We start from the raw sequence: 18744 nt of genomic DNA on the forward strand, positions 1-18744 counted from the left end.
GCTGCGGTCAGCCCGCGAACCAGCGCAGCGGCTTCGGGTCGATGTTCTGGTAGATGTGCTTGGCGTCCCGGTACTCCCCGAGACCGGTCAGCCCCAGCTCGCGCCCGACGCCCGACTGCTTGAACCCGCCCCACTCGGCCTGGGGCAGGTAGGGGTGGTAGTCGTTGATCCACACGGTGCCGTGCCGCAGGCGGTTGGCGACCCGCTGGGCCCGGCCGGCGTCGCCGGTCCACACGGCGCCCGCCAGGCCGTAGACGGTGTCGTTTCCCAACGCCACCGCTTCGGGCTCGTCGCGGAAGCGCTCGGCGGTGAGGATCGGGCCGAAGGTCTCCTCCTGGACGACCCGCATGTCGCGCCGGCAGTCGGCGAAGACGGTGGGGCGGTAGAAGAACCCTGCCTGCAGCTCGGGCTCGTCCGGGCGGCGCCCGCCGGCGAGCAGCCGGGCGCCCTCGGCCAGGCCGGTCTCGACGTACCGCTCGACCTTGGCCCGGTGCTCGGCGGAGACCAGCGGGCCGGACTCGGTGCCCTCGTCGAGCCCGTTGCCGAGCCGGATGCGGTCGGCCCGGCGGGCCACCTCGGCCACGAAGTCGTCGTAGACCTCGTCCTGCACCAGCAGCCTGGCCCCGGCCGAGCAGACCTGGCCGGCGTGGAGGAACACCGCGGTGAGGGCGTAGTCGAGCGCGGTGTCGAGGTCGGCGTCGGCGAACACGATGTTGGGGTTCTTGCCGCCGAGCTCAAGGGCGACCTTCTTCACGGTCGCGGCGGCCGCCTGCATGATCCGGCGGCCGGTGGCCAGCCCGCCGGTGAAGGAGACCATGTCCACGCCCGGGTGCTCGACCAGGCGCGCCCCCACCCGCGGCCCCAGGCCCAGCACGAGGTTGACCACCCCGGCCGGCGCGCCCGCCTCGGCCAGCAGCTCGACGAGCCTGATCGTGGTGAGCGGGGTCACCTCGCTCGGCTTGGCCACGACGGTGTCGCCCGCGGCCAGGGCGGGCGCGACCTTCCAGGCCATCTGCAGCAGCGGGTAGTTCCACGGCGCGATGAGCGCGCACACCCCGACCGGCTCGTACACGATCCGGCTGACCGCGCCCGGGTTGCCGGTGTCCACCACGCGCCCGGCCTCCTTGTCGGCCAGGCCCGCGTAGTAGCGAAAGACCCGCACCACGTCGTCGACGTCCGCGCCGCTCTCGGTGAGCGTCTTGCCGGTGTCCAGGGTCTCGGTGCGGGCGAGCTGCTCGCGGTCCCGGACGAGCAGGTCGGCCACCCGGTCGAGGACGGCGGCGCGCTCGGCCGCCGGGGTCCCGGGCCAGTCGCCGGCGTCGAACGCCCGGCGGGCCGCGGCGACCGCGCGGTCGACGTCGGCCGGCGCCGCCTCGTCGACCTTGGCGATCACGCTCTGGTCGAACGGGTTGACGACGTCGGTCTCCAGGGCGGCCGATGAGGCCACCCACGCCCCGTCGATGAAGAGGTTCGGCACGATGACCCCGCGCGTTGCCGTATCCGCAACACGATCCGCAGTTCGCAACAACGAAAGAAAATAGGCTTCTCCTCCGCCCGTCAAGACCGGCCTTGTTCCGGACCCTTGACCGGGCCGGTTCGGCCCGTCGTACAATCCGGTTCCCTTCTGCGAAACGAATGCATGATGCGCAACAGCCGCGCCACCGTCATCGTCGGCGCCGGGATCGTCGGCTGCAGCGTCGCCGACCACCTGACCCGGCTTGGCGGCCATGACGTGACCGTCGTGGACCAGGGAAGCCTGTTCGCGACCGGTGGCTCGACCTCCCACGCACCCGGCCTGGTCTTCCAGACCAACCCGTCGCAGACGATGACCCGGTTCGCGGCCTACTCGGTGCGGCGCTACAGCGAGCTGCGCCACGGCGGCCAGCCCTGCTTCCGGCCGGTCGGCAGCATCGAGGTGGCCCGCACCCCCGCGCGCTGGAAGGACCTCCACCGCAAGCAGGGGCTGGCCGCCTCCTGGGGAGTGGCGTCGCGGCTGCTGTCGCCCCGGGAGGTCGCCGAGCTGGTGCCGCTGCTGGACCCGGCCAGGATCCACGGCGGCTTCCACGTCCCCTCCGACGGCATCGCCAAGGCCGTGTGGGCGGCCGAGGCCATGGCCGAGCAGGCGGCCGACCGGGGCGCCCGGTTCGTCGGCGACGCCCCGGTCACCGGCATCCGGGTCGAGGGGGGCCGCGTCCGGGCCGTGACCACCACCCAGGGCGAGCTCGAGGCCGACCTGGTCGTGTGCTGCGCCGGGATCTGGGGGCCGCTCATCGGTCGGATGGCCGGCGTGCCCGTGCCGCTGGTGCCGTTCCAGCACCAGTACGTCCGCACCGCGCCCCTGCCGCCGCTGGCCGGGGAGACCGAGGAGGTCGCCCACCCGATCCTGCGCGACCAGGACAGCGCGATGTACTTCCGCCAGCACCAGGACCGCTACGGCGTCGGCTCCTACCAGCACGCCCCGCTGCCGGTCCGGCCCTCAGACATCCTCGCTCCCGGGGACGCGCCGGTGATGCCGTCGCTCATGGCCTTCACCCCGAGCGACTTCAAGCAGGCCTGGGCCGACGCGCAAGAGCTCCTCCCGCCGCTGCGCGGGGCCGAGATCGAGGAGTCCCTGAACGGGATGTTCTCGTTCACGCCCGACGCCCTGCCGCTGATCGGGGAGTCGCGCGAGGTGCGCGGGTTCTGGACGGCCGAGGCGGTCTGGATCACCCACGCGGCCGGGGTCGGCAAGGCCGCCGCCGAGTGGATCGCGCAGGGCACGCCAGGCGTGGACCTGCGCGAGTGCGACCTGCACCGCTTCGAGCCGTGGGCGCGCAGCCCCGCCTACCTGGCCCGGCGCGCGGCGCAGCAGTACGACGAGGTCTACGACGTCATCCACCCGCTCCAGCCGATGGAGGAGCCCCGGCCGCTGCGGGTCAGCCCGTTCCACCGCCGGCAGGAGGAGCTCGGCGCGTACTTCCTGGAGTCCGCCGGCTGGGAGCGGCCCCACTGGTTCGAGGCCAACGCGACCCTGGTCGCCGGCCGCACCATCCCCGGGCGCGAGGAGTGGGCCGCCCGCTACTGGTCGCCGGTGGTCGGTGCGGAGCACCAGGCGACCCGCGAGCGCGCCGCCATGTACGACATGACCTCGCTGAAGCGGCTGACCGTCAGCGGCCCGGGCGCGCTCGGGTTGCTGGAGCGGCTCACCACCGGCGAGCTCGACCGCCCGCCCGGCTACGTCACCTACACCCTCATGCTCGACGACCGGGGCGGGATCCGCAGCGACGTCACCGTGGCCCGGCTCGGCGAGGACCGCTTCCAGGTCGGCTGCAACGGGCCCCGCGACCTCGACTGGCTGCTCCGCAACCTCCCCGCCGGCGGCTCGGCCCACGTGGAGGACGCCACCGGCGCCACCTGCTGCGTCGGGCTGTGGGGGCCGCTGGCCCGCGAGGTGGTCCAGGCGTGCAGCGACGACGACTTCTCCGACCAGGGCTTCGGCTTCTTCCGGGCCCGCGAGGTGTACGTCGGCGAGGTGCCGGTGGTGGCGCTGCGGCTGTCGTATGTGGGCGAGCTCGGCTGGGAGCTGTACGCCCCGGCCGACCTCGGCCTGCGCCTGTGGGACCTGCTGTGGCGGGCCGGCCGCCCGCACGGCGTGATCGCCGGCGGCAGGGGCGCCTTCAACGGCCTGCGGCTCGAGAAGGGCTACCGGATGTGGGGCACCGACATGTGGAGCGACCACGACCCCTACGAGGCCGGCCTCGGCTTCGCGGCCAGGCCCGGCAAGCACGCCGACTTCGTCGGCCGGGCCGCGTGCGAGCGGCGCAGGGCGGCCCGCCCGGCCAGGCGCCTGGCCTGCCTCACGGTCGACGACGGCACCGTGCTCATGGGCAAGGAGCCGGTCTGGGCCGGGGGCCGGCCGGTCGGCTTCGTGACCAGCGCCGCCTACGGCTACTCGGTCGGGGCGAGCATCGCCTACGCCTGGCTCCCGGCCGAGCTGGCCGGTGAGGGCACGGCCGTGGAGGTGGAGTACTTCGGGGCGCGGCACGCGGCCACGGTCGCCCCCGACCCGCTGTTCGACCCGGGCATGGCCCGGATGCGAGGCTGACCACGACGAGAGAAGGAGCCCCCGATGGCAGACATCATCGAGCGCCCTGCGGTGCTGCTGTACACCCGGATCAGGCGGTCCCCGTTCTTCCACGCGTCCCGCCGCCACGGGGTCACCCTCTACAGCGTCTACAACCACACCTACCACCCCCGCCACTACGGCGACCCGGTCGAGGAGTACTGGAAGCTGCTCGAGGGCGTGACCTTGTGGGACGTGGGCGTGGAGAAGCAGGTCGAGATCACCGGGCCCGACGCGTTCGAGTTCACCAACATGCTCGTGCCCCGCGACCTGAGCAAGTGCGCCGTGGGCCAGTGCAAGTACGTGTTCGTCACCGCCGAGGACGGCGGCATCGTCAACGACCCGGTCCTGCTGCGGCTGGGCGAGAACCACTTCTGGCTGTCGCTGGCCGACAGCGACGTGCTGCTGTGGGCCAGGGGCCTGGCCTACAACTCCAAGTTCAACGTGACCATCCGCGAGGCCGACGTCGGCCCGGTGCAGATCCAGGGCCCCAAGTCCAAGAACGTCATGGTCGACCTGTTCGGCGACAAGGTGCTGGAGATCCCCTACTACTTCCTGGCCGAGTTCCAGCTCGGCGGGATGGACGTGGTCGTGTCCCGCACCGGCTACACCGCCGAGCTCGGCTACGAGATCTACCTGCACGACGCCGCAGCCAACGGCCAGCGGCTGTGGGACCTCGTCCTCGAGGCCGGCAAGCCCCACGACCTGGCCGTGATCGGCCCGTCCCACATCCGCCGCATCGAGGGCGGGATCCTCGCCTACGGCGCCGACATGTGGCTGGACGACAACCCCTTCGAGGTCGGCATCGGCTACCCGTGGATGGTCGACCTGGACCAGGAGGCCGACTTCGTCGGCAAGCAGGCGCTCAAGCGCATCAAGGAGCAGGGCATCAGCCGCAAGCTGGTCGGCGTCGAGCTCGGCGGCGACCCGCTCGGCTCCTACAGCGACGGCTCGATGGTCGACTTCTTCCCGGTCCGCCACGACGGCGAGCTGGTGGGCAAGGTGACCTCGGCGTGCTGGTCGCCCCGGTTGGAGAAGAACATCGGCTACGCGATGCTGCCGATCGGCCTCACCGGCCTCGGCACCGAGGTCGAGGCCGAGACGCCGAAGGGGCGGACCACGGCCAAGGTGGTGGAGAAGCCCTTCGTCGACCCCACCAAGGAGACCCCCAAGCAGCAGGTCAGCCGGGCCACGGCCTGACCCGACGGCCGCCGGGGCTCGGGGAGCGGCGCGATGAAGCAGGAGCACGCGCAGGCCGTGGCCGAGGCCCTGCGCCGGCCGCGGTACGAGGTGATCCCGCTCGAGGGCGTGGTCGACCGGGTGGCCGAGCACGTCCCCAGGGACGCCAAGCTCGCGGTGACCGCCTCGCCCAGGAAGGGGATCGGGCGCACCCTGGACGTGGCCGCGGCCCTGGCCGAGCTGGGCTACCGGGTCGTGCCCCACCTCTCGGCCCGCCTGGTCGCCGACGAGACCCACCTGAAGGACGTGATGCAGCGCCTCAGCGACCTCGGCATCCGCGAGGCGTTCGTGATCGCGGGCGACGTGGACGAGCCCCACGGCGCGTTCGCGAGCGCGCTCGACCTGCTGGAAGCCATGGCCGGCAGCGGCCACCCGCTCGACGAGATCGGCATCGCCGGCTACCCGGAGAGCCACCCGGTCATCGACGACGACATCACCATCCAGGCCATGTGGGACAAGCGGCGCTTCGCCACCTACATCGTCAGCCAGCTCTGCTTCGACCCCAAGGTGGTCGCCGGCTGGGTCCGCCGCGTCCGGCGGCGCGGGGTCGACCTGCCGGTCCACGTCGGGGTGCCCGGGCCCGTGGAGGTGGTCAGGCTCCTGCGGGTCTCGTCCACCATCGGCCTCGGCGAGTCGGCCCGGTTCATCCGGCGGCACCGGGGCTGGCTGCCGTACCTGCTCCGCCCGGGCGGCTACCGCCCCGACCGGCTGGTCGAGGGCCTGGCCGAGACGCTGGCCGACCCGGCCGACCGGGTCGCCGGCTTCCACGTGTACACCTTCAACGAGGTCGAGCGGACCGAGCGGTGGCGGCGGGCGCTGCTCGACCGCCTGGCTGCGACGGCGACGGGGTGAGGGCCATGGCAGAGCGCAGGTCTCCCTTCTACGAGATCCACCGGCGCCTCGGTGGCGAGCTGATCAGGGCCGGCGGGGACTACCTGCTGCCGGTGTCGTATCTGTCGCCGGTCGAGGAGCACGTCAACACCCGCACCAACGTCGGGATGCAGGACCTGTCGTCGATGGGCGAGATCGACGTGAAGGGTCCGGGCGCGGAGCGGCTGCTCAACCACCTGCTGGTCAACGAGGTCCGCGACATGGAGCCCGGCCGGCTGCGCTACTCCACCGTCTGCAACGACGACGGCGGCGTGGTCGACGACGTCACCGTCTACAAGTTCCACGACGAGCACTTCATGGTCGTGGCCAGCTCCGGCCCGCGCAAGAAGACGTTCCGGTGGATCAGGGAGCACGCGGCTGGCGCGAGCGCCTACGCGACCGACGTGTCGGGCGCGGTCGCACTGCTCGTGGTGCAGGGCCCGCGCTCGCGCGACCTGCTCAAGACGGTGGTGGAGGACGCCGACCTCGACGCGCTCCGGTGGTTCCGGTTCACCCCGGGCCGCATCGGCGAGACCGAGCTGACCCTGTCGCGCTCCGGCTACACCGGCGAGCTCGGCTACGAGCTGTACCTGCCGGCCGAGGAGGCGGCCGGGCTCTGGGAGCACCTGGCCGCCAAGGGCCGCGACTTCGGCCTGCTGCCCTACGGCGTGGCGGCGATGCAGTCGCTGCGCATCGAGAAGGGCTACCCCCTGTACGGCAACGACGTGAGCGAGCGCCACACCCCGTTCCACGTCGGGCTGGACCGGTGGATCCGGTTCGACAAGCGCGACTTCGTCGGCCGCGACGCCCTGCTCCGGGTCCAGGAGCAGGGGCCCGACGAGCGCTGGGTCGGGCTGGTCCTCGACAGCGAGCTGCCCGCCGACGTCGACGACAAGGTCTCCACCATCGGGGACGTGGCGGCTGTGAAGGAGAAGATCCACACCGGCACCGAGGCCCATGACTACGAGGACGAGGTCCACCCCGGCAGCGAGGTGAGCGGACGGGTCACGGTCAGCGCCAAGGGCCACACGGTCGGCCGGATGCTGGCCATGGCCTACGTCAGGCCCGCGCACGCCTGGCCGGGCAACCGGCTGGTCGTGGCGGTCAAGGGACGGCCCAGGGTGGCGACGGTCACGCCGACCCCGTTCTTCGACCCGCAGGGCATGCGCCTCAAGGCGTGACAGCATCGTGGCTGACGGATCCACTTGACCATGGCACAGGCGCTCTTGGGGGGCCGTGGGGGGAGCGTGTCCTGGTGCACCCGCGGGCTCCCCCGGCACCATGGCACAGGCGCTCTTGGGGGGCCGTGGGGGGAGCGTGTCCTGGTGCACCCGCGGGCTCCCCCGGCACCATGGCACAGGCGCTCTTGGGGGGCCGTGGGGGGAGCGAGCTCCCCCCACATCGACAGAGGACCGCCGGCAGATGAGTTCCCAGCGACATCCGTCAGACAGGACCTAAAGGAGGTCGCGGTATGTTGGCGGCACGTTACGACGCCATCGTGCTCGGCGTCGGCGGGATGGGCAGCTCGACCGTGTACCAGCTCGCCCGGCGCGGGCACCGGGTGCTCGGGCTCGAGCGCTACGACGTCCCCCACGCGATGGGGTCGTCGCACGGGCACACGCGCATCATCCGCCTGGCCTATTACGAGGACCCGTCCTATGTGATGCTGCTGCAGCGGTCCTATGAGCTGTGGCGCCACATCGAGGGCCGGGCCGGCGAGCGGCTGCTGCACGTCACCGGGTCGGTCGACGCCGGGCCGGCGGACAGCTGGGTGTTCAAGGGCTCGCTGCGCTCCTGCCTGGAGCATGAGCTGCCCCACGAGGTGCTGACCAGCAGGGAGCTGACCAGGCGCTACCCCGGGTACCGGCTGCCGCGCGAGACCCTGGCCGTGCTCCAGCCCCAGGGCGGGTTCCTGCTCCCCGAGCGCTGCGTGGTCGCCTACGTGAACGCCGCCATGGCCGAGGGCGCCGAGGTCCACGGGCGGGAGCGGGTGCTCGACTGGCACCCGGCCGGGGACGGCGTCCGCGTCGTCACCGACCGCGCCGCCTACGAGGCCCAGCGGCTGGTGGTGACGGCGGGCGCCTGGAGCTCGAAGCTGCTGCCCTTCCTGGACGGCCTGGCCGTGCCCGAGCGCCAGGTGCTCGCCTGGCTGCAGCCGCAGCGCCCCGAGCTGTTCACCCCGGACCGGCTGCCGGTGTTCAACCTGCTGGTCGACGAGGGCCGCTTCTACGGGTTCCCGGTGTTCGGCATCCCCGGCTTCAAGTTCGGCAAGTACCACCACTTCGAGGAGGCCGGCGACCCCGACCTGCTGGAGCGGGAACCACGGCCCGACGACGAGCGGATCCTGCGCGAGTTCGCCGCCCGCTACTTCCCCGACGGGTCCGGCCCGACGATGTCGCTGGTGGCCTGCTTGTTCACCAACTCCCCGGACAACCACTTCATCATCGACACCCACCCCGACCATCCGCAGGTGTCGTTCGCCTCCCCCTGCTCCGGGCACGGGTTCAAGTTCGCCAGCGTGATCGGCGAGGTCATGGCCGACCTGGCCGAGCGGGGCACGACGCGCCACAACATCGACCTGTTCCGCCTGGACCGGCTGTCCGGCCGGGACCGCCTGCTCGGCCGGGAACGGCCCTTCGGCCGGGAACGGCCCTTCGGCCGGGAACGGCCCTTCAGCCGGGAACGGCCCTTCAGCCGGGAACGGCCCTTCAGCCGGGGCCGGGCCGAACCGGACCGGGCCCGGCCCAGGCTGGGGGCGCCCACCCGTGCCCTCCCCGCTCCGGGCCCTGCGGCGGACGGGTCCGGCCGGGGCCGGACCGCCGAGCGGCAACCCGACCGCCGGGGCCGGCGCACCGACGAGCGCGCCGGCACGATCAGCGAGCGGGGCGCCGGGGCGATCCAGACGTTCTGGTAGCCAGGCCGGGGTCCGCGACGGCCGGGTCCAGGCGCTCCGGTAGGATGTTGCGCGATGAGCAACGACAGCGAGCCTCGTGACGGTCCCGTCATCCAGTCCGTCGACCGGGCCGTGTCGATCATGGAGATGCTGGCCCGGCGGGGGCCGACCCGGGTCACCGAGGTGGCCGGCGAACTCGGCATCCACAAGTCCACCGCGTTCCGCCTGCTGTCCACGCTCGAGGCCCGCGGCCTGGTCGAGCAGGGGGCGGGGCGCGGCAGGTACCGTCTCGGCTACGGGATCGTCCGGCTCGCCGGGGGCGCCACCGTGCGCCTGGAGTTCCACCAGTACAGCCGGCCGATCTGCCTGCGCCTGGCCGGGGAGACGGGCGAGACCGTCAACATGGCCATCCGCGACGGCCGCTACGCGATCAACGTCGAGCAGGTGATGGGCTCGTCGGCGGTGACCACGGTGAACTGGGTGGGCCAGCGCACGCCGCTGCATGCCACCTCCAGCGGCAAGGTCTTCCTCGCCCACCTGCCCGAACCGGAGCTGGCCAGGCTCCTCGCCGGGCCCCTCGAACGATTCACCCCGGGCACGGTGGTAGACCCGGCCCGTCTGGACGAACAGCTCCAGAAGGTACGGGCCGACGGCTACGCGTACACCGTGGAGGAACTGGAGGTCGGGCTCAACGCGGTGGCCGCGCCGATCCGCGCCTTTGACGGCACCGTCGCCGCCGCCGTGAGCGTGTCCGGTCCCTCCTACCGGATCCTCCCGGACCGGGTCACCGAGCTGGGCGAGCTGGTCCAGGCCGCCGCCAGAGCGATCTCCTTGGGGTTACCGAACGGGTGGAAGCGCCCAGCGGGCTAGCTCGCCTGGGTGACCTCGCCGCGCTCCAGCAGCTCCCGGAAGCCAGCCTCGTCCAGGGTTGGCACGCCGAGCTCGGCCGCCTTGGCCGCCTTGGTGCCCGGGTCGACGCCGACCACCACGTAGTCGGTCTTCTTGGACACGCTGGAGGTGATGCGGCCGCCACGCTCCTCCACGGCGCGCTCCGCCTCCTCGCGGGTGAACCCGTCCAGGCCACCGGTGAGCACTACGGCCTTGCCGGCGAGCACCTGGGGCAGGATCGGCCCGCCGCCGCCGCCGGCGGACCGGGTGTTGACGCCCGCCTCGGTGAGACGGCGGACCAGGTCGCGGTTGCCCTCGTCGGCGAACCAGGCGGCGACGCTGGAGGCGATCGTCGGGCCGATCTTGTCGACCGCGTTGAGTTCGTCCTCGCTCGCGCCGGTGATGGTGTCCAGGGAGCGCAGGCGGGTCGCGAGCACGAAGGCGACGTGGCCGCCCACATGCCGGATGGACAGGCCGGTGAGCAGCCGCTCGAGCGGGCGCTGCTTGGACGCCTCGATCGCGTCGAGCAGGTTGGCGATGCTCTTGTCCTTGAAGCCGGGCAGCGCGGCGAGGTCCTCGGCGGTGAGCCGGTAGATGTCGCCCGCGTCACGCAGCTTGCCCGCCTCGATGAGGGCGGCGACGGTCTTCTCCCCGAGGTGCTCGATGTCCATCGCGCCGCGGGAGGCGAAGTGGACCAGGGTGCCCCAGCGCTGGGCCGGGCAGCCGGTGGTGTTGGGGCAGCGGGTGACGACCTCGCCCTCGGGGCGGACGAACGGGGTGCCGCACTCCGGGCAGGTCCGCGGCATGCGCCACGGCTCGGCATCGGGCGGGCGCTTGGTGAGCACCGGTCCGACGATCTCGGGGATGACGTCGCCGGCCTTGCGCACGAACACGGTGTCGCCGGGACGGACGTCCTTGCGGGCGACCTCGTCCTCGTTGTGGAGGGTGGCCAGCCCGATCGTGGAGCCGGCCACCAGGACCGGCTCGAGCACGGCGAACGGGGTGGCCGCGCCGGTACGCCCGATCGAGACCATGATGTCGCGGAGCAGGGTGGTGCGCTCCTCCGGCGGGTACTTGTAGGCGATCGCCCAGCGGGGCGCCTTGGAGGTGTAGCCGAGCTCCTCCTGCTGCCTGGCCGAGTCGACCTTGACCACCACGCCGTCGATCTCGTACTCAAGGTCGTGCCGGTGCTCGGCCCAGTGGTCGACGAAGGCGTGCACCTCGTCGAGGGTGCCGAACCGCTCGGTCTGGGTGGCGACCGGGAGGCCGGCCGCGGCGCACCAGTCCAGGAACTCCGAGTGGGTGGCGAAGCGGAGCCGCTCGGCCAGCCCGAACGAGTGGCAGAGCATCGCCAGCGGGCGGCTGGCGGTGACCCGGGGGTCCTTCTGGCGCAGCGCGCCCGAGGCGGCGTTGCGCGGGTTGGCGAAGACCTGCTTGCCCTCGGCTGCCTGCTGCGCGTTGAACTGCTCGAACGCGGCGGTCGGGAAGTAGATCTCGCCCCGGACCTCCAGCACCTCGGGCGGGTCGGGGATGGTCAGGCGCTGCGGGATGCTGGCGATGGTGCGCACGTTGGGGGTGATGTCGTCGCCGACGAAGCCGTCGCCCCGGGTGGCGGCGCGTACCAGCCGGCCGCGGTCGTACTGCAGGGAGACGGCGTTGCCGTCGATCTTCAGCTCGCACAGGTACGTCTCGACCTGGCCGACGGTCCGCTCGGTCCGCTTGCCCCAGGCGTCCAGCTCCTCGGGGGCGAAGGCGTTGTCGAGCGAGCGCATGGGCACACGGTGGCGGACGGGCGCGAACGCCCCCGACGGGGGCGCCCCCACGGTCTGGGTGGGCGAGTCCGGGGTGACGAGGTCGGGGAACTCGCGCTCGAGCGCGATGAGCTCCTGCAGCATCTCGTCGTACTCGGCGTCGGAGATGTCCGGGTCGGAGAGGATGTGATAGCGGTAGGACGCGACGTTCAGCCTGGCCCGCAGCTCGTCGGCGCGGCTGGCGGCCTCCTCGGCCGACGGTGCCTGCTGGTCTGCTCCCATGCCTCCAGTATCCCGCACCCGGCCGACGGGAGCCCGGAAGCTGCCCCGACCTGTGGACAACCGGCCCGACCCCGTCCGAGCTGGTCATGCTCGTGCTGCTCCTGATCATCTTCATCATCTTCGGCGGGCGCACGGCCGCACGCCGGTTGGAGCGGCGGGCCGGGTTGCGGTCCCGGGCCAGGTCCGGGCTGGCCACGGCGCTGTCGATGGTCCTGGCCGCCGGCATGCCGCTCGTCCTGGCCGCCGTCGCGGTGGCCGGGGCGTTCCTCATCCTGCTCGGGCTCAGCCATGCCACCGAGATCTCGTCGTACTCGGTCAACGTGGTGACCATGCTCGGCCTAGGCCTCGCCGTCGACTACTCCCTGCTCGTGGTCAGCCGGTTCCGGGAGGAGCGCGCTGGCGGCCTCGACCTCCCGCTGGCACTCGAGCGCACCCTTGCCAGCGCCGGCCGGACGGTGGCGTTCTCGGGCCTGACCGTGGCGGTGTCGCTCGCCGGGCTGCTGGTGTTCGCCGAGCCCTTCCTGCGCTCGCTCGCCTGGGGCGGCATCGGGGTCGTGCTGGTCGCCATGCTGGCCGCGATCACGCTGGTGCCCGCCCTGCTCGCGATCTGGGGTGGCCGCATCCGGTCGCCCCGGGCCCGCCCGGCCGACCACGGCTTCTTCTACCGCCAGTCCCGGCTCGTGCAGCGTTTCGCGCCCGCCATCGTGCCCCTGGTCGCGCTGGTCCTGCTGCTCGCTGCGCTCCCCTTCCGCCACGCCCAGCTGGAGAAACTCGGGGCTCGAGGCCCTGCCCCGCTCGTCGGAGTCCCGCCGGCTGTTCGAGACCTTGCGGGACCGCTTCCCGGGCGCGGGCACCGACCCGCTCACCGTGGTGGTCGACGCCGACCCCCGCTCGGCGCTGCTGGCCGACTACGTGCGCCGGATCCAGGCGCTGCCCGGCGTCGGGTCGGTCCAGGTCCGGCCGCTGCCCCTGCCGACGCTGACCGTGGTCGACGTCGTACCGGCCGGGCCGAGCCAGGGTCCGGGCTGCGCCGCCTCCACGACCGCTTCGGCCTGGCCGAGCACCGCCCACCACCCGTGCCGGTCGGCGAGCCCGTCGACGCCGGGCACGGGCTGCGCACCCCCGTGGGGTAGCCGGTTGCGCCCCCTGAGGCCTCCTGGCCTGGCATGGTCGTGTGATCGGCAGTCGTGTATTCCCTTGCCTGAGCTTGGGTGATGGTCACTGTTGGTGGTTGTCAGGTAGCCCGGCAGTGGTGATCGGGGGACACGGGCTTGGTGGGTGGCAAGCCCAGGCCCGCGCGGGGGCGACCATAGCGCATGCGCTAGACAGGGGGTTTGTACGTTCGGCACACTGGCGTGGCGTGCCACATGTGGGAGGAAGGCGGAATGAGCGTCGCTGCGCGGATCGATGGCGACCACTTCGAGCTACCCGCCGAGGCGGGCAAGCTGCTGCTGCGCATCCGCCCCGAAGATCGCCAGTGGTTCATCGCAGAGGTAACCCGGGCGCTTGAGGTCGCAAGCGAGACCAAGGACTTCGGGCCGCTGCAATCGGGCCGCTGCAAGAGGTACTTGAGGCGTGGGCGCTCACCGTCCGCTTCCAGCGGCGGCCAGATTATGAGGCGATCATCGAGCGGATGCAGCGCCGTGAGCGCGGCGTGCCAGTCGACCTCGATGAGCTGCGCCGCCCGCGCCTAAGGGCTTGCCAGCCAACAACTTGGTCGTTCCACCGCCGGAACACCGAGGAAGGCAGCACTCCACCTGGCCAGGTTATTTGGCAGCGGGCCCTAACCGTGCGCTGGCGCGTCGAGCAGGCTGAGGAGTTCCGTCAGCAGGTCGAGGACTACAGCGACGCTCAACGGGTGATCTTGGCCGACGCCTCCAGGAGCACGACGCGAGCTGTGGACGGCGAGTTGCTCGCGCCCCTGCGCCGCGTACACTCACGATATGAGCGAGATGCCGATCGAGCAGGCCCAAGAGCACTTGGCCGAGGTGGTCGAGGAGGCCAAGCGTGCCGGCGAGGTCGTGTACTTGACCCGGCGCGGCCGGCGCGTGGCCGCGATCGTCTCGCCGGAGTTCGCCGCCGAGATCGAGGCGGAGGACGAGGCAGACGCTGCTGCCGCTCGGGCAGCGCTCGAAGAGGGCGGCGAGCCGATTCCGTGGGAGCAGGTCAAAGCGGAGTTCGGCCTGTAGCCCGGTGGCCTACGACGTCAGCCTGCTGCCGGCCGCCCGACGACAGTTCTCCCGGCTCGATCCCGAGGCTCGGCGCCGCATCGGCGCACTGATCGACACACTCGCCAAGGAACCTCGGCCAGCTGGCGTCAAGGCGCTCAAGGGAGTGCCGGGCGCGCTGCGACTGCGGGCCGGCGACTACCGGGTCGTGTACCGCGAGGGTGACGGTGAAGGTCATGAAGGCGCAGCACGCCATTTCGCGGGCCGCCAGGTCCCGCATCCGCTCCAGGCCGGCGTCGGCGGCCAGGGTCAGCCGAAGCCGACCCGGCGTCGGCCGCTCGATCCCGCCCAGGTGGGTGGCGAACAGCCGGTGCCACTCGTCCAGGCGCCCACCCCACTCGTTGGGGTGCAGGGTGCATACGATCGGGACGCTGGACTGGGACATGGCAACCTCCTGCAGACGATCCTGCTCTTGACGGCCGTCAGGTCGGGCCGCACCAGGACCATGGCCCTGTACCGTGGTACCGGAGTCAAGCGCGGCCTGGGAAGCGGACCGAACAACGTGTGGTCGACGCCGACGACGGCCACCCTGCGGCCGACCAGGCATCCCAGCACCGCTGAACCGAATGGAGATGCCGGAGCAGCACTTGGCGCCGGCCAGGAGCCGACCGTGCCCTGGCGCCCAGGGCCTGGGGCTCGTTGTAGGCTGGGTGCATGCCCGCCAGTGCCGTCCAGCTCGTCGTCACCGACCTCGACGGCACCCTCTCCGACGACCAGGAGCGCGTCCATCCGCGCAGCGTCGATGCCGTGCGTGCGCTGCGGGCGGCCGGCGTCCCGCTGCTGGTTGCCACCGGCCGCCGGCCGCGCACCGCCGCCTGGGTGCTCGACCCGGCCGGTCTGAGCGGCCCGGCGGTCCTGCTCGACGGCGCCCTGGGCCAGGACCTCGGCGACGGGCGCACGTTCCATCAGGCCGGCTTCGACCCCGCCGCGGCACACCGGGTCCTCGACGCCTTCGCGGGCGCCGGGCTCGAGCCGTGCCTGTTCGTCGACCGGCCAGGCTGCGAGCTGCTGGTCGGTCCCCACCCGTCGACGCATCCGCGGCACCTGGCCCGCAACCGGGCCTGGACGGCAGTCGTCGACCTGGCCCGGGCGGTCGACATCGAGCCGGTCCTCACCTTCACGGTCGTGGGCGCGCCGGCGCCCGCCCTCGACGAGGTGGCGCGCGCGGTCGGGAACCACGGCAGCTCGAGCGTCACCCCCGACCTCGTCTACGGCGGGTCCACCCTGCAGGTGCGCCCGGCCGGGGTCAGCAAGTGGAGCGGGGTGCTCGCGTTCTGCGCCGACCAGGGGCTCGACCCCGGCCGGGTGCTGGCCGTGGGGGACGGCACCAACGACGTCGAGCTGCTCGAGGGGGCGAAGATCGCCTGCGCGGTCGCCGGCGGCCACCCTGCCGCCCTGGCCCTTGCCGACCACGTCATCGGCCCACCCGCGGCCGGGGGCTGGGCCGCCGTGCTCGACCTGGTGTAGGTCCCCGAGACCACGGGGTGACCCGAGACCACGAGGTGACCCGAAACCACGGGGTGAGCCGCGACCCGGCTGGAGGCGTCAGCCCCCGGGCCGTGCGCGGCGCCAGCGGGCGGCACCGCCCTTGGCAGAAGGCAACGGTAGCCCATTCCCCGGGTCAGGGAAGGCCGGCAAGAGACCAGGCCCGCCGGCCGGCGCCGGCGGCGACCTCGAGCCGGCGCACCGCCTCGGCCTCGGGCAGGGCGGCCAGCCCGCAGGTGGGCGTGACCACCGACCGGGCCAGCACCTCGGGCAGGTAGTCCCCGGCGGTCCAGCGCACCAGGTCGAGCAGGCGGTCGGCTGCAGCCTGGGCGTCCACCTTGCCCGCGTCCGGGACATCCCCGGCCGGGACCAGCCCCCAGGCCACGCCGGCACCGGTCTCGACCAGGCGGCGGAAGGCGGGGTCGTCGGTGGCGGCGTCGCCGTGGGCGACCGCGTCGAACGAGACGAGCTGCGGGTTCAGGTCGAGCACGAGCCCCCAAGGGGGCGACGCGCAGCAGTGGATCCCGGTGACCTCGGCACCGGTGGAGCCGACCGCCCGCCACAGGTCGAGGGCCAGGTTGGGGCGGGTGCCGACGAGGTCGTGCCCGAGGCCGGGCTCGTCGAGCACGAGCAGCACCTTCCAGGCCGGCAGGGCCTCCCGCACCCGCGTCACCAGGGAGCGGATGCGGGCCGCGTACCCCAGGCCGAGTGGGCCGCGGGCAGCGGGGACGGTGATTGCCTCCCTCCCCCCCGCCTTCAGGGCCAGGGCGAGCGTGACCGGGCCGGTGGCCTGCACCTTCAGCCAGCCCGCCGGGCGGGACCGGAGCGCGCGGAGGAAGGGGTCGAGGGTGCCGGCCGCGCTCGGCGCCAGTCCGGGCCGGCCGGGCGCCTTGTCGCGGCCGACCCAGGCCAGCCCGCCGCCGGCCTCCCCCACCCCGGGTAGGCCGAGCGCCCACTGGCGCACCATCTCCTCGTCGGGTGCGACTCCCGGCCTGGTGGGCCAGAACGGCAGGTCCGGGCAGGCGCCGACCGCGACCGCCACGCACGCGGCCGGGTCGCCGTGGGGCAACCCGCCCACGCCGGTCCCTGCCCCGCGGGGCCGGAACCCGGCCGGGACGGCGCTCACCGACGCTCCTTCGGGTCCTGCGAGGCACCCGGTGCGCCCACCCGCGACGGGCGCCCTGCCCGAGCACCCACGGCTCCACGAGCACCCACCCGCAGTGGGCACCCCTCCCGCGCACCTACCCGCGTCACGGCACCAGTCCGAGCACGTCGGCGCCGCGCGGGAGGCCGGGGCTACGGGCAGCGACCCGGCGCTTGGCCACGTTCACGGCCCAGAGGTGGCCGGCGCCGTGGAGCCAGACCAGGTTCCCGCCCGGCGCCCAGTGCACGCTCTTGAACCGGTCGGCGGGCAGGTCGATGCTGGCCCGCCCCGACGACCCGATGACGTCGAGCCGGGAGCGACTCTGGGTGCGGGTCACCAGCGCCACCCGGCGGCCGTCTGGTGCCAGCGCGACCAGCGACACTGGCACGCCGGCGAGCGCGCCGCCGAGCGGCCCGGCGGCGTCCGCGGCGCGCGGCAGGCCGCGCGCGAGCGCGGCCCCAGCGCGGGCCGGGGACAAGGGCTCGAGTCGGTTCCGACTCACGTCCACCCGGAACAAGCCTGCCTGCGACCCGTCCCGGCCAAGCAGCAGCACATCGCCGTCACCGGTCCAGCCGGCCTGGGCGTCGGCCGGCGCGGCCGGCAGGGGGACCGTCGACCAGGTCGCGCCGGCCACGACCCGCAGCTCAGGGCGTGGGATGCTGCGGCTCAGGCTCATCGTCATGGCCACCGCCCGCTGGTTGCTCGGGGTGCGCACATAGGCGAGCCGGCCGTCCAGGCTCCAGGCCGGGCCGCTGCCGTTGACCACCAGGTGGACACGTCCGTCGATTGCGCGGACCTCGACCATCGCCCGGCCCCGGAGGGTGTGCACGAGGGCGAGCTGCTCGCCGTCGGGCGACAGGGCCAAGACAGGCGAGGCTGGCGCGGGACCGACCGGTGAGGCGGGACCACCGGACAGGCGCTGGCGCCAGAGCCAGCCACCGTACCGGACGACCATCGACCCGGACGCACCGGGCACCGGCGCCAGTCCCCGGGCGGGCAGGGTTCGGAGCGGGCGGGCCGCCTGCTCGGGCACCACCGGGAAGCCGTACAACGGGTCCCTGGCCCGCTGCCGGGAGGGCTGGGCGACGGCTGGAGCGGGCGCGGCCACCTGGGTGCCCGCGGTGCGCCGCTCCGCCGGGGCGAAGCTGGCACCCCGCACGGCGACCGCGCCGGCCCCAAGGACGAGCACGAGCAGCCCGACCAGCCAGCGCTGCCCGGCCGCAGGCGGCACCGCCGCCGCGGGACGCGGCGGCGCGGCCACGGCACCCCCCGACCCGCCGAGGTCGGATCCCGGCCCCACCCCGGTCCCGGTTGGCGCGACTCGGGCAGGGTCGAGTTCGAACCCGGTCGCGGTGGGCGCGACCTGGGCAGCATCCAGGTCAACCCCGGTCCCGGTTGGCGCAACCCCGGCAGGGTCGGATCCGACCGGGGGCCGGCCCGGCTCGCCGTCCCGCTCGACGCTTCTGGCTGCCGCGGCCTCGACGCTTCTGGCTGCCGCGGCGGCGGACGCGGCCGGGTCGGCCTCTGTGACGGTGTCCAGCCACCAGGACGGCTCAGCGGGTGCGCCGCCACACCGGCCAGCCCGGCGGATACGGTCGGGACCGGCCGGGTCACGCCGGATGGGACCGATCTTCACCCGGGGCGTGGCGCACGCCGCACAGGGCGTCGTCGTCGCCGTTTCGGCGAGGTCGTCGCAGCGCGGGCACCAGGACGAGCCGCCCGCATCGGTCGCCGGCGGCCCGTCCGAGGTCGCGCCCGAACCCGTCTGCCCGACCCGCATGCTCCGCTCCGTCCCCGGATGATCGTGGTGCCTCCGAGCCTACCGTGCACCGGCGGCCCTCCGCAGCGGAGCGGAGCCGGTC

Annotated in this window: 14 protein-coding genes and 1 pseudogene; 10 read left to right on the forward strand and 5 right to left on the reverse strand. The window is 73.3% G+C overall.

The annotated features are described in order from the left end of the window. Positions 1-7: 7 nt before the first annotated feature. Positions 8-1477 (reverse strand): aldehyde dehydrogenase family protein, encoded by a 1470-nt coding sequence (locus tag VG276_15270; GenBank protein HEV8650718.1) that lies wholly within the window; start codon positions 1475-1477, stop codon positions 8-10. A gap of 162 nt (positions 1478-1639) precedes the next feature. On the opposite strand from VG276_15270, the gene VG276_15275 reads away from it, so the two are divergent. From VG276_15275 to VG276_15300, 6 genes and pseudogenes are all read left to right on the forward strand, one after another. Beyond that, positions 1640-4084 carry an FAD-dependent oxidoreductase gene (locus tag VG276_15275; GenBank protein ID HEV8650719.1) on the forward strand — a complete coding sequence of 815 codons (2445 nt, stop codon included), beginning with the start codon at positions 1640-1642 and terminating at the stop codon, positions 4082-4084. Positions 4085-4108: 24 nt separating this feature from the next. Continuing rightward, positions 4109-5302, forward strand: coding sequence for a glycine cleavage T C-terminal barrel domain-containing protein (locus VG276_15280; protein HEV8650720.1), 1194 nt, complete (start codon positions 4109-4111; stop codon positions 5300-5302). A 33-nt stretch (positions 5303-5335) separates the two neighbouring features. Then, entirely contained in the window at positions 5336-6193 is an 858-nt protein-coding gene (locus VG276_15285) for a methylenetetrahydrofolate reductase (protein ID HEV8650721.1), read from the forward strand. 5 nt (positions 6194-6198) lie between these two features. Next, the gene (locus VG276_15290; protein ID HEV8650722.1) at positions 6199-7392 is read left to right on the forward strand and encodes an aminomethyltransferase family protein; all 1194 of its coding nucleotides are present in this window, start codon (positions 6199-6201) and stop codon (positions 7390-7392) included. Between the two features lie 293 nt (positions 7393-7685). Continuing rightward, positions 7686-8807, forward strand: a pseudogene (solA, locus tag VG276_15295) (N-methyl-L-tryptophan oxidase). 408 nt (positions 8808-9215) lie between these two features. Next, positions 9216-9974 carry an IclR family transcriptional regulator gene (locus VG276_15300; GenBank protein HEV8650723.1) on the forward strand — a complete coding sequence of 253 codons (759 nt, stop codon included), beginning with the start codon at positions 9216-9218 and terminating at the stop codon, positions 9972-9974. On the opposite strand, the gene ligA is transcribed toward VG276_15300, so the two are convergent. After that, positions 9971-12025, reverse strand: a complete 2055-nt coding sequence (ligA, locus tag VG276_15305; GenBank protein HEV8650724.1) for an NAD-dependent DNA ligase LigA — start codon at positions 12023-12025, stop codon at positions 9971-9973. The genes VG276_15300 and ligA overlap by 4 nt on opposite strands. 86 nt (positions 12026-12111) lie before the next feature. On the opposite strand from ligA, the gene VG276_15310 reads away from it, so the two are divergent. The 3 genes from VG276_15310 (at position 12112) to VG276_15320 (ending at position 14214) form a co-directional block, all read left to right on the forward strand. Then, a complete protein-coding gene (locus VG276_15310; GenBank protein ID HEV8650725.1) occupies positions 12112-13158 on the forward strand; it encodes an MMPL family transporter in 1047 nt (348 codons plus the stop codon). A gap of 252 nt (positions 13159-13410) precedes the next feature. Next, on the forward strand, positions 13411-13719 hold the full coding sequence (locus VG276_15315; protein ID HEV8650726.1) for a hypothetical protein: 309 nt from the start codon (positions 13411-13413) through the stop codon (positions 13717-13719). A 258-nt stretch (positions 13720-13977) separates the two neighbouring features. Further along, on the forward strand, positions 13978-14214 hold the full coding sequence (locus tag VG276_15320; protein ID HEV8650727.1) for a type II toxin-antitoxin system prevent-host-death family antitoxin: 237 nt from the start codon (positions 13978-13980) through the stop codon (positions 14212-14214). Here VG276_15320 and VG276_15325 read toward each other — a convergent pair. Beyond that, positions 14192-14638: a hypothetical protein gene (locus tag VG276_15325; GenBank protein ID HEV8650728.1), complete on the reverse strand. Its 447-nt coding sequence runs from the start codon at positions 14636-14638 to the stop codon at positions 14192-14194. The genes VG276_15320 and VG276_15325 overlap by 23 nt on opposite strands. Positions 14639-14907: 269 nt before the next feature. Here VG276_15325 and VG276_15330 point away from each other — a divergent pair, with 269 nt between their 5' ends. After that, the gene (locus VG276_15330) at positions 14908-15720 is read left to right on the forward strand and encodes an HAD family hydrolase (GenBank protein ID HEV8650729.1); all 813 of its coding nucleotides are present in this window, start codon (positions 14908-14910) and stop codon (positions 15718-15720) included. Positions 15721-15874: 154 nt separating this feature from the next. Here the strand turns inward: VG276_15330 and VG276_15335 are convergent, their stop codons facing one another. Beyond that, positions 15875-16864, reverse strand: a complete 990-nt coding sequence (locus tag VG276_15335; GenBank protein HEV8650730.1) for a hypothetical protein — start codon at positions 16862-16864, stop codon at positions 15875-15877. A gap of 124 nt (positions 16865-16988) precedes the next feature. Further along, entirely contained in the window at positions 16989-18662 is a 1674-nt protein-coding gene (locus VG276_15340) for a hypothetical protein (GenBank protein ID HEV8650731.1), read from the reverse strand. Positions 18663-18744 lie beyond the last annotated feature (82 nt).

This window comes from Actinomycetes bacterium (genome assembly GCA_036000965.1).
Lineage (GTDB): Bacteria > Actinomycetota > CALGFH01 > CALGFH01 > CALGFH01 > DASYUT01.

Coding starts and splice junctions, on each gene's coding strand:
- VG276_15275 (HEV8650719.1), top strand. CDS start 1,640: ATGATGCGCAACAGCCGCGCCACCGTCATCGTCGGCGCCGGGATCGTC.
- VG276_15290 (HEV8650722.1), top strand. CDS start 6,199: ATGGCAGAGCGCAGGTCTCCCTTCTACGAGATCCACCGGCGCCTCGGT.
- VG276_15310 (HEV8650725.1), top strand. CDS start 12,112: ATGCTCGTGCTGCTCCTGATCATCTTCATCATCTTCGGCGGGCGCACG.
- VG276_15340 (HEV8650731.1), bottom strand. CDS start 18,662: ATGCGGGTCGGGCAGACGGGTTCGGGCGCGACCTCGGACGGGCCGCCG.
- VG276_15320 (HEV8650727.1), top strand. CDS start 13,978: ATGCCGATCGAGCAGGCCCAAGAGCACTTGGCCGAGGTGGTCGAGGAG.
- VG276_15325 (HEV8650728.1), bottom strand. CDS start 14,638: ATGTCCCAGTCCAGCGTCCCGATCGTATGCACCCTGCACCCCAACGAG.
- VG276_15280 (HEV8650720.1), top strand. CDS start 4,109: ATGGCAGACATCATCGAGCGCCCTGCGGTGCTGCTGTACACCCGGATC.
- VG276_15285 (HEV8650721.1), top strand. CDS start 5,336: ATGAAGCAGGAGCACGCGCAGGCCGTGGCCGAGGCCCTGCGCCGGCCG.
- ligA (HEV8650724.1), bottom strand. CDS start 12,025: ATGGGAGCAGACCAGCAGGCACCGTCGGCCGAGGAGGCCGCCAGCCGC.
- VG276_15315 (HEV8650726.1), top strand. CDS start 13,411: ATGAGCGTCGCTGCGCGGATCGATGGCGACCACTTCGAGCTACCCGCC.
- VG276_15330 (HEV8650729.1), top strand. CDS start 14,908: ATGCCCGCCAGTGCCGTCCAGCTCGTCGTCACCGACCTCGACGGCACC.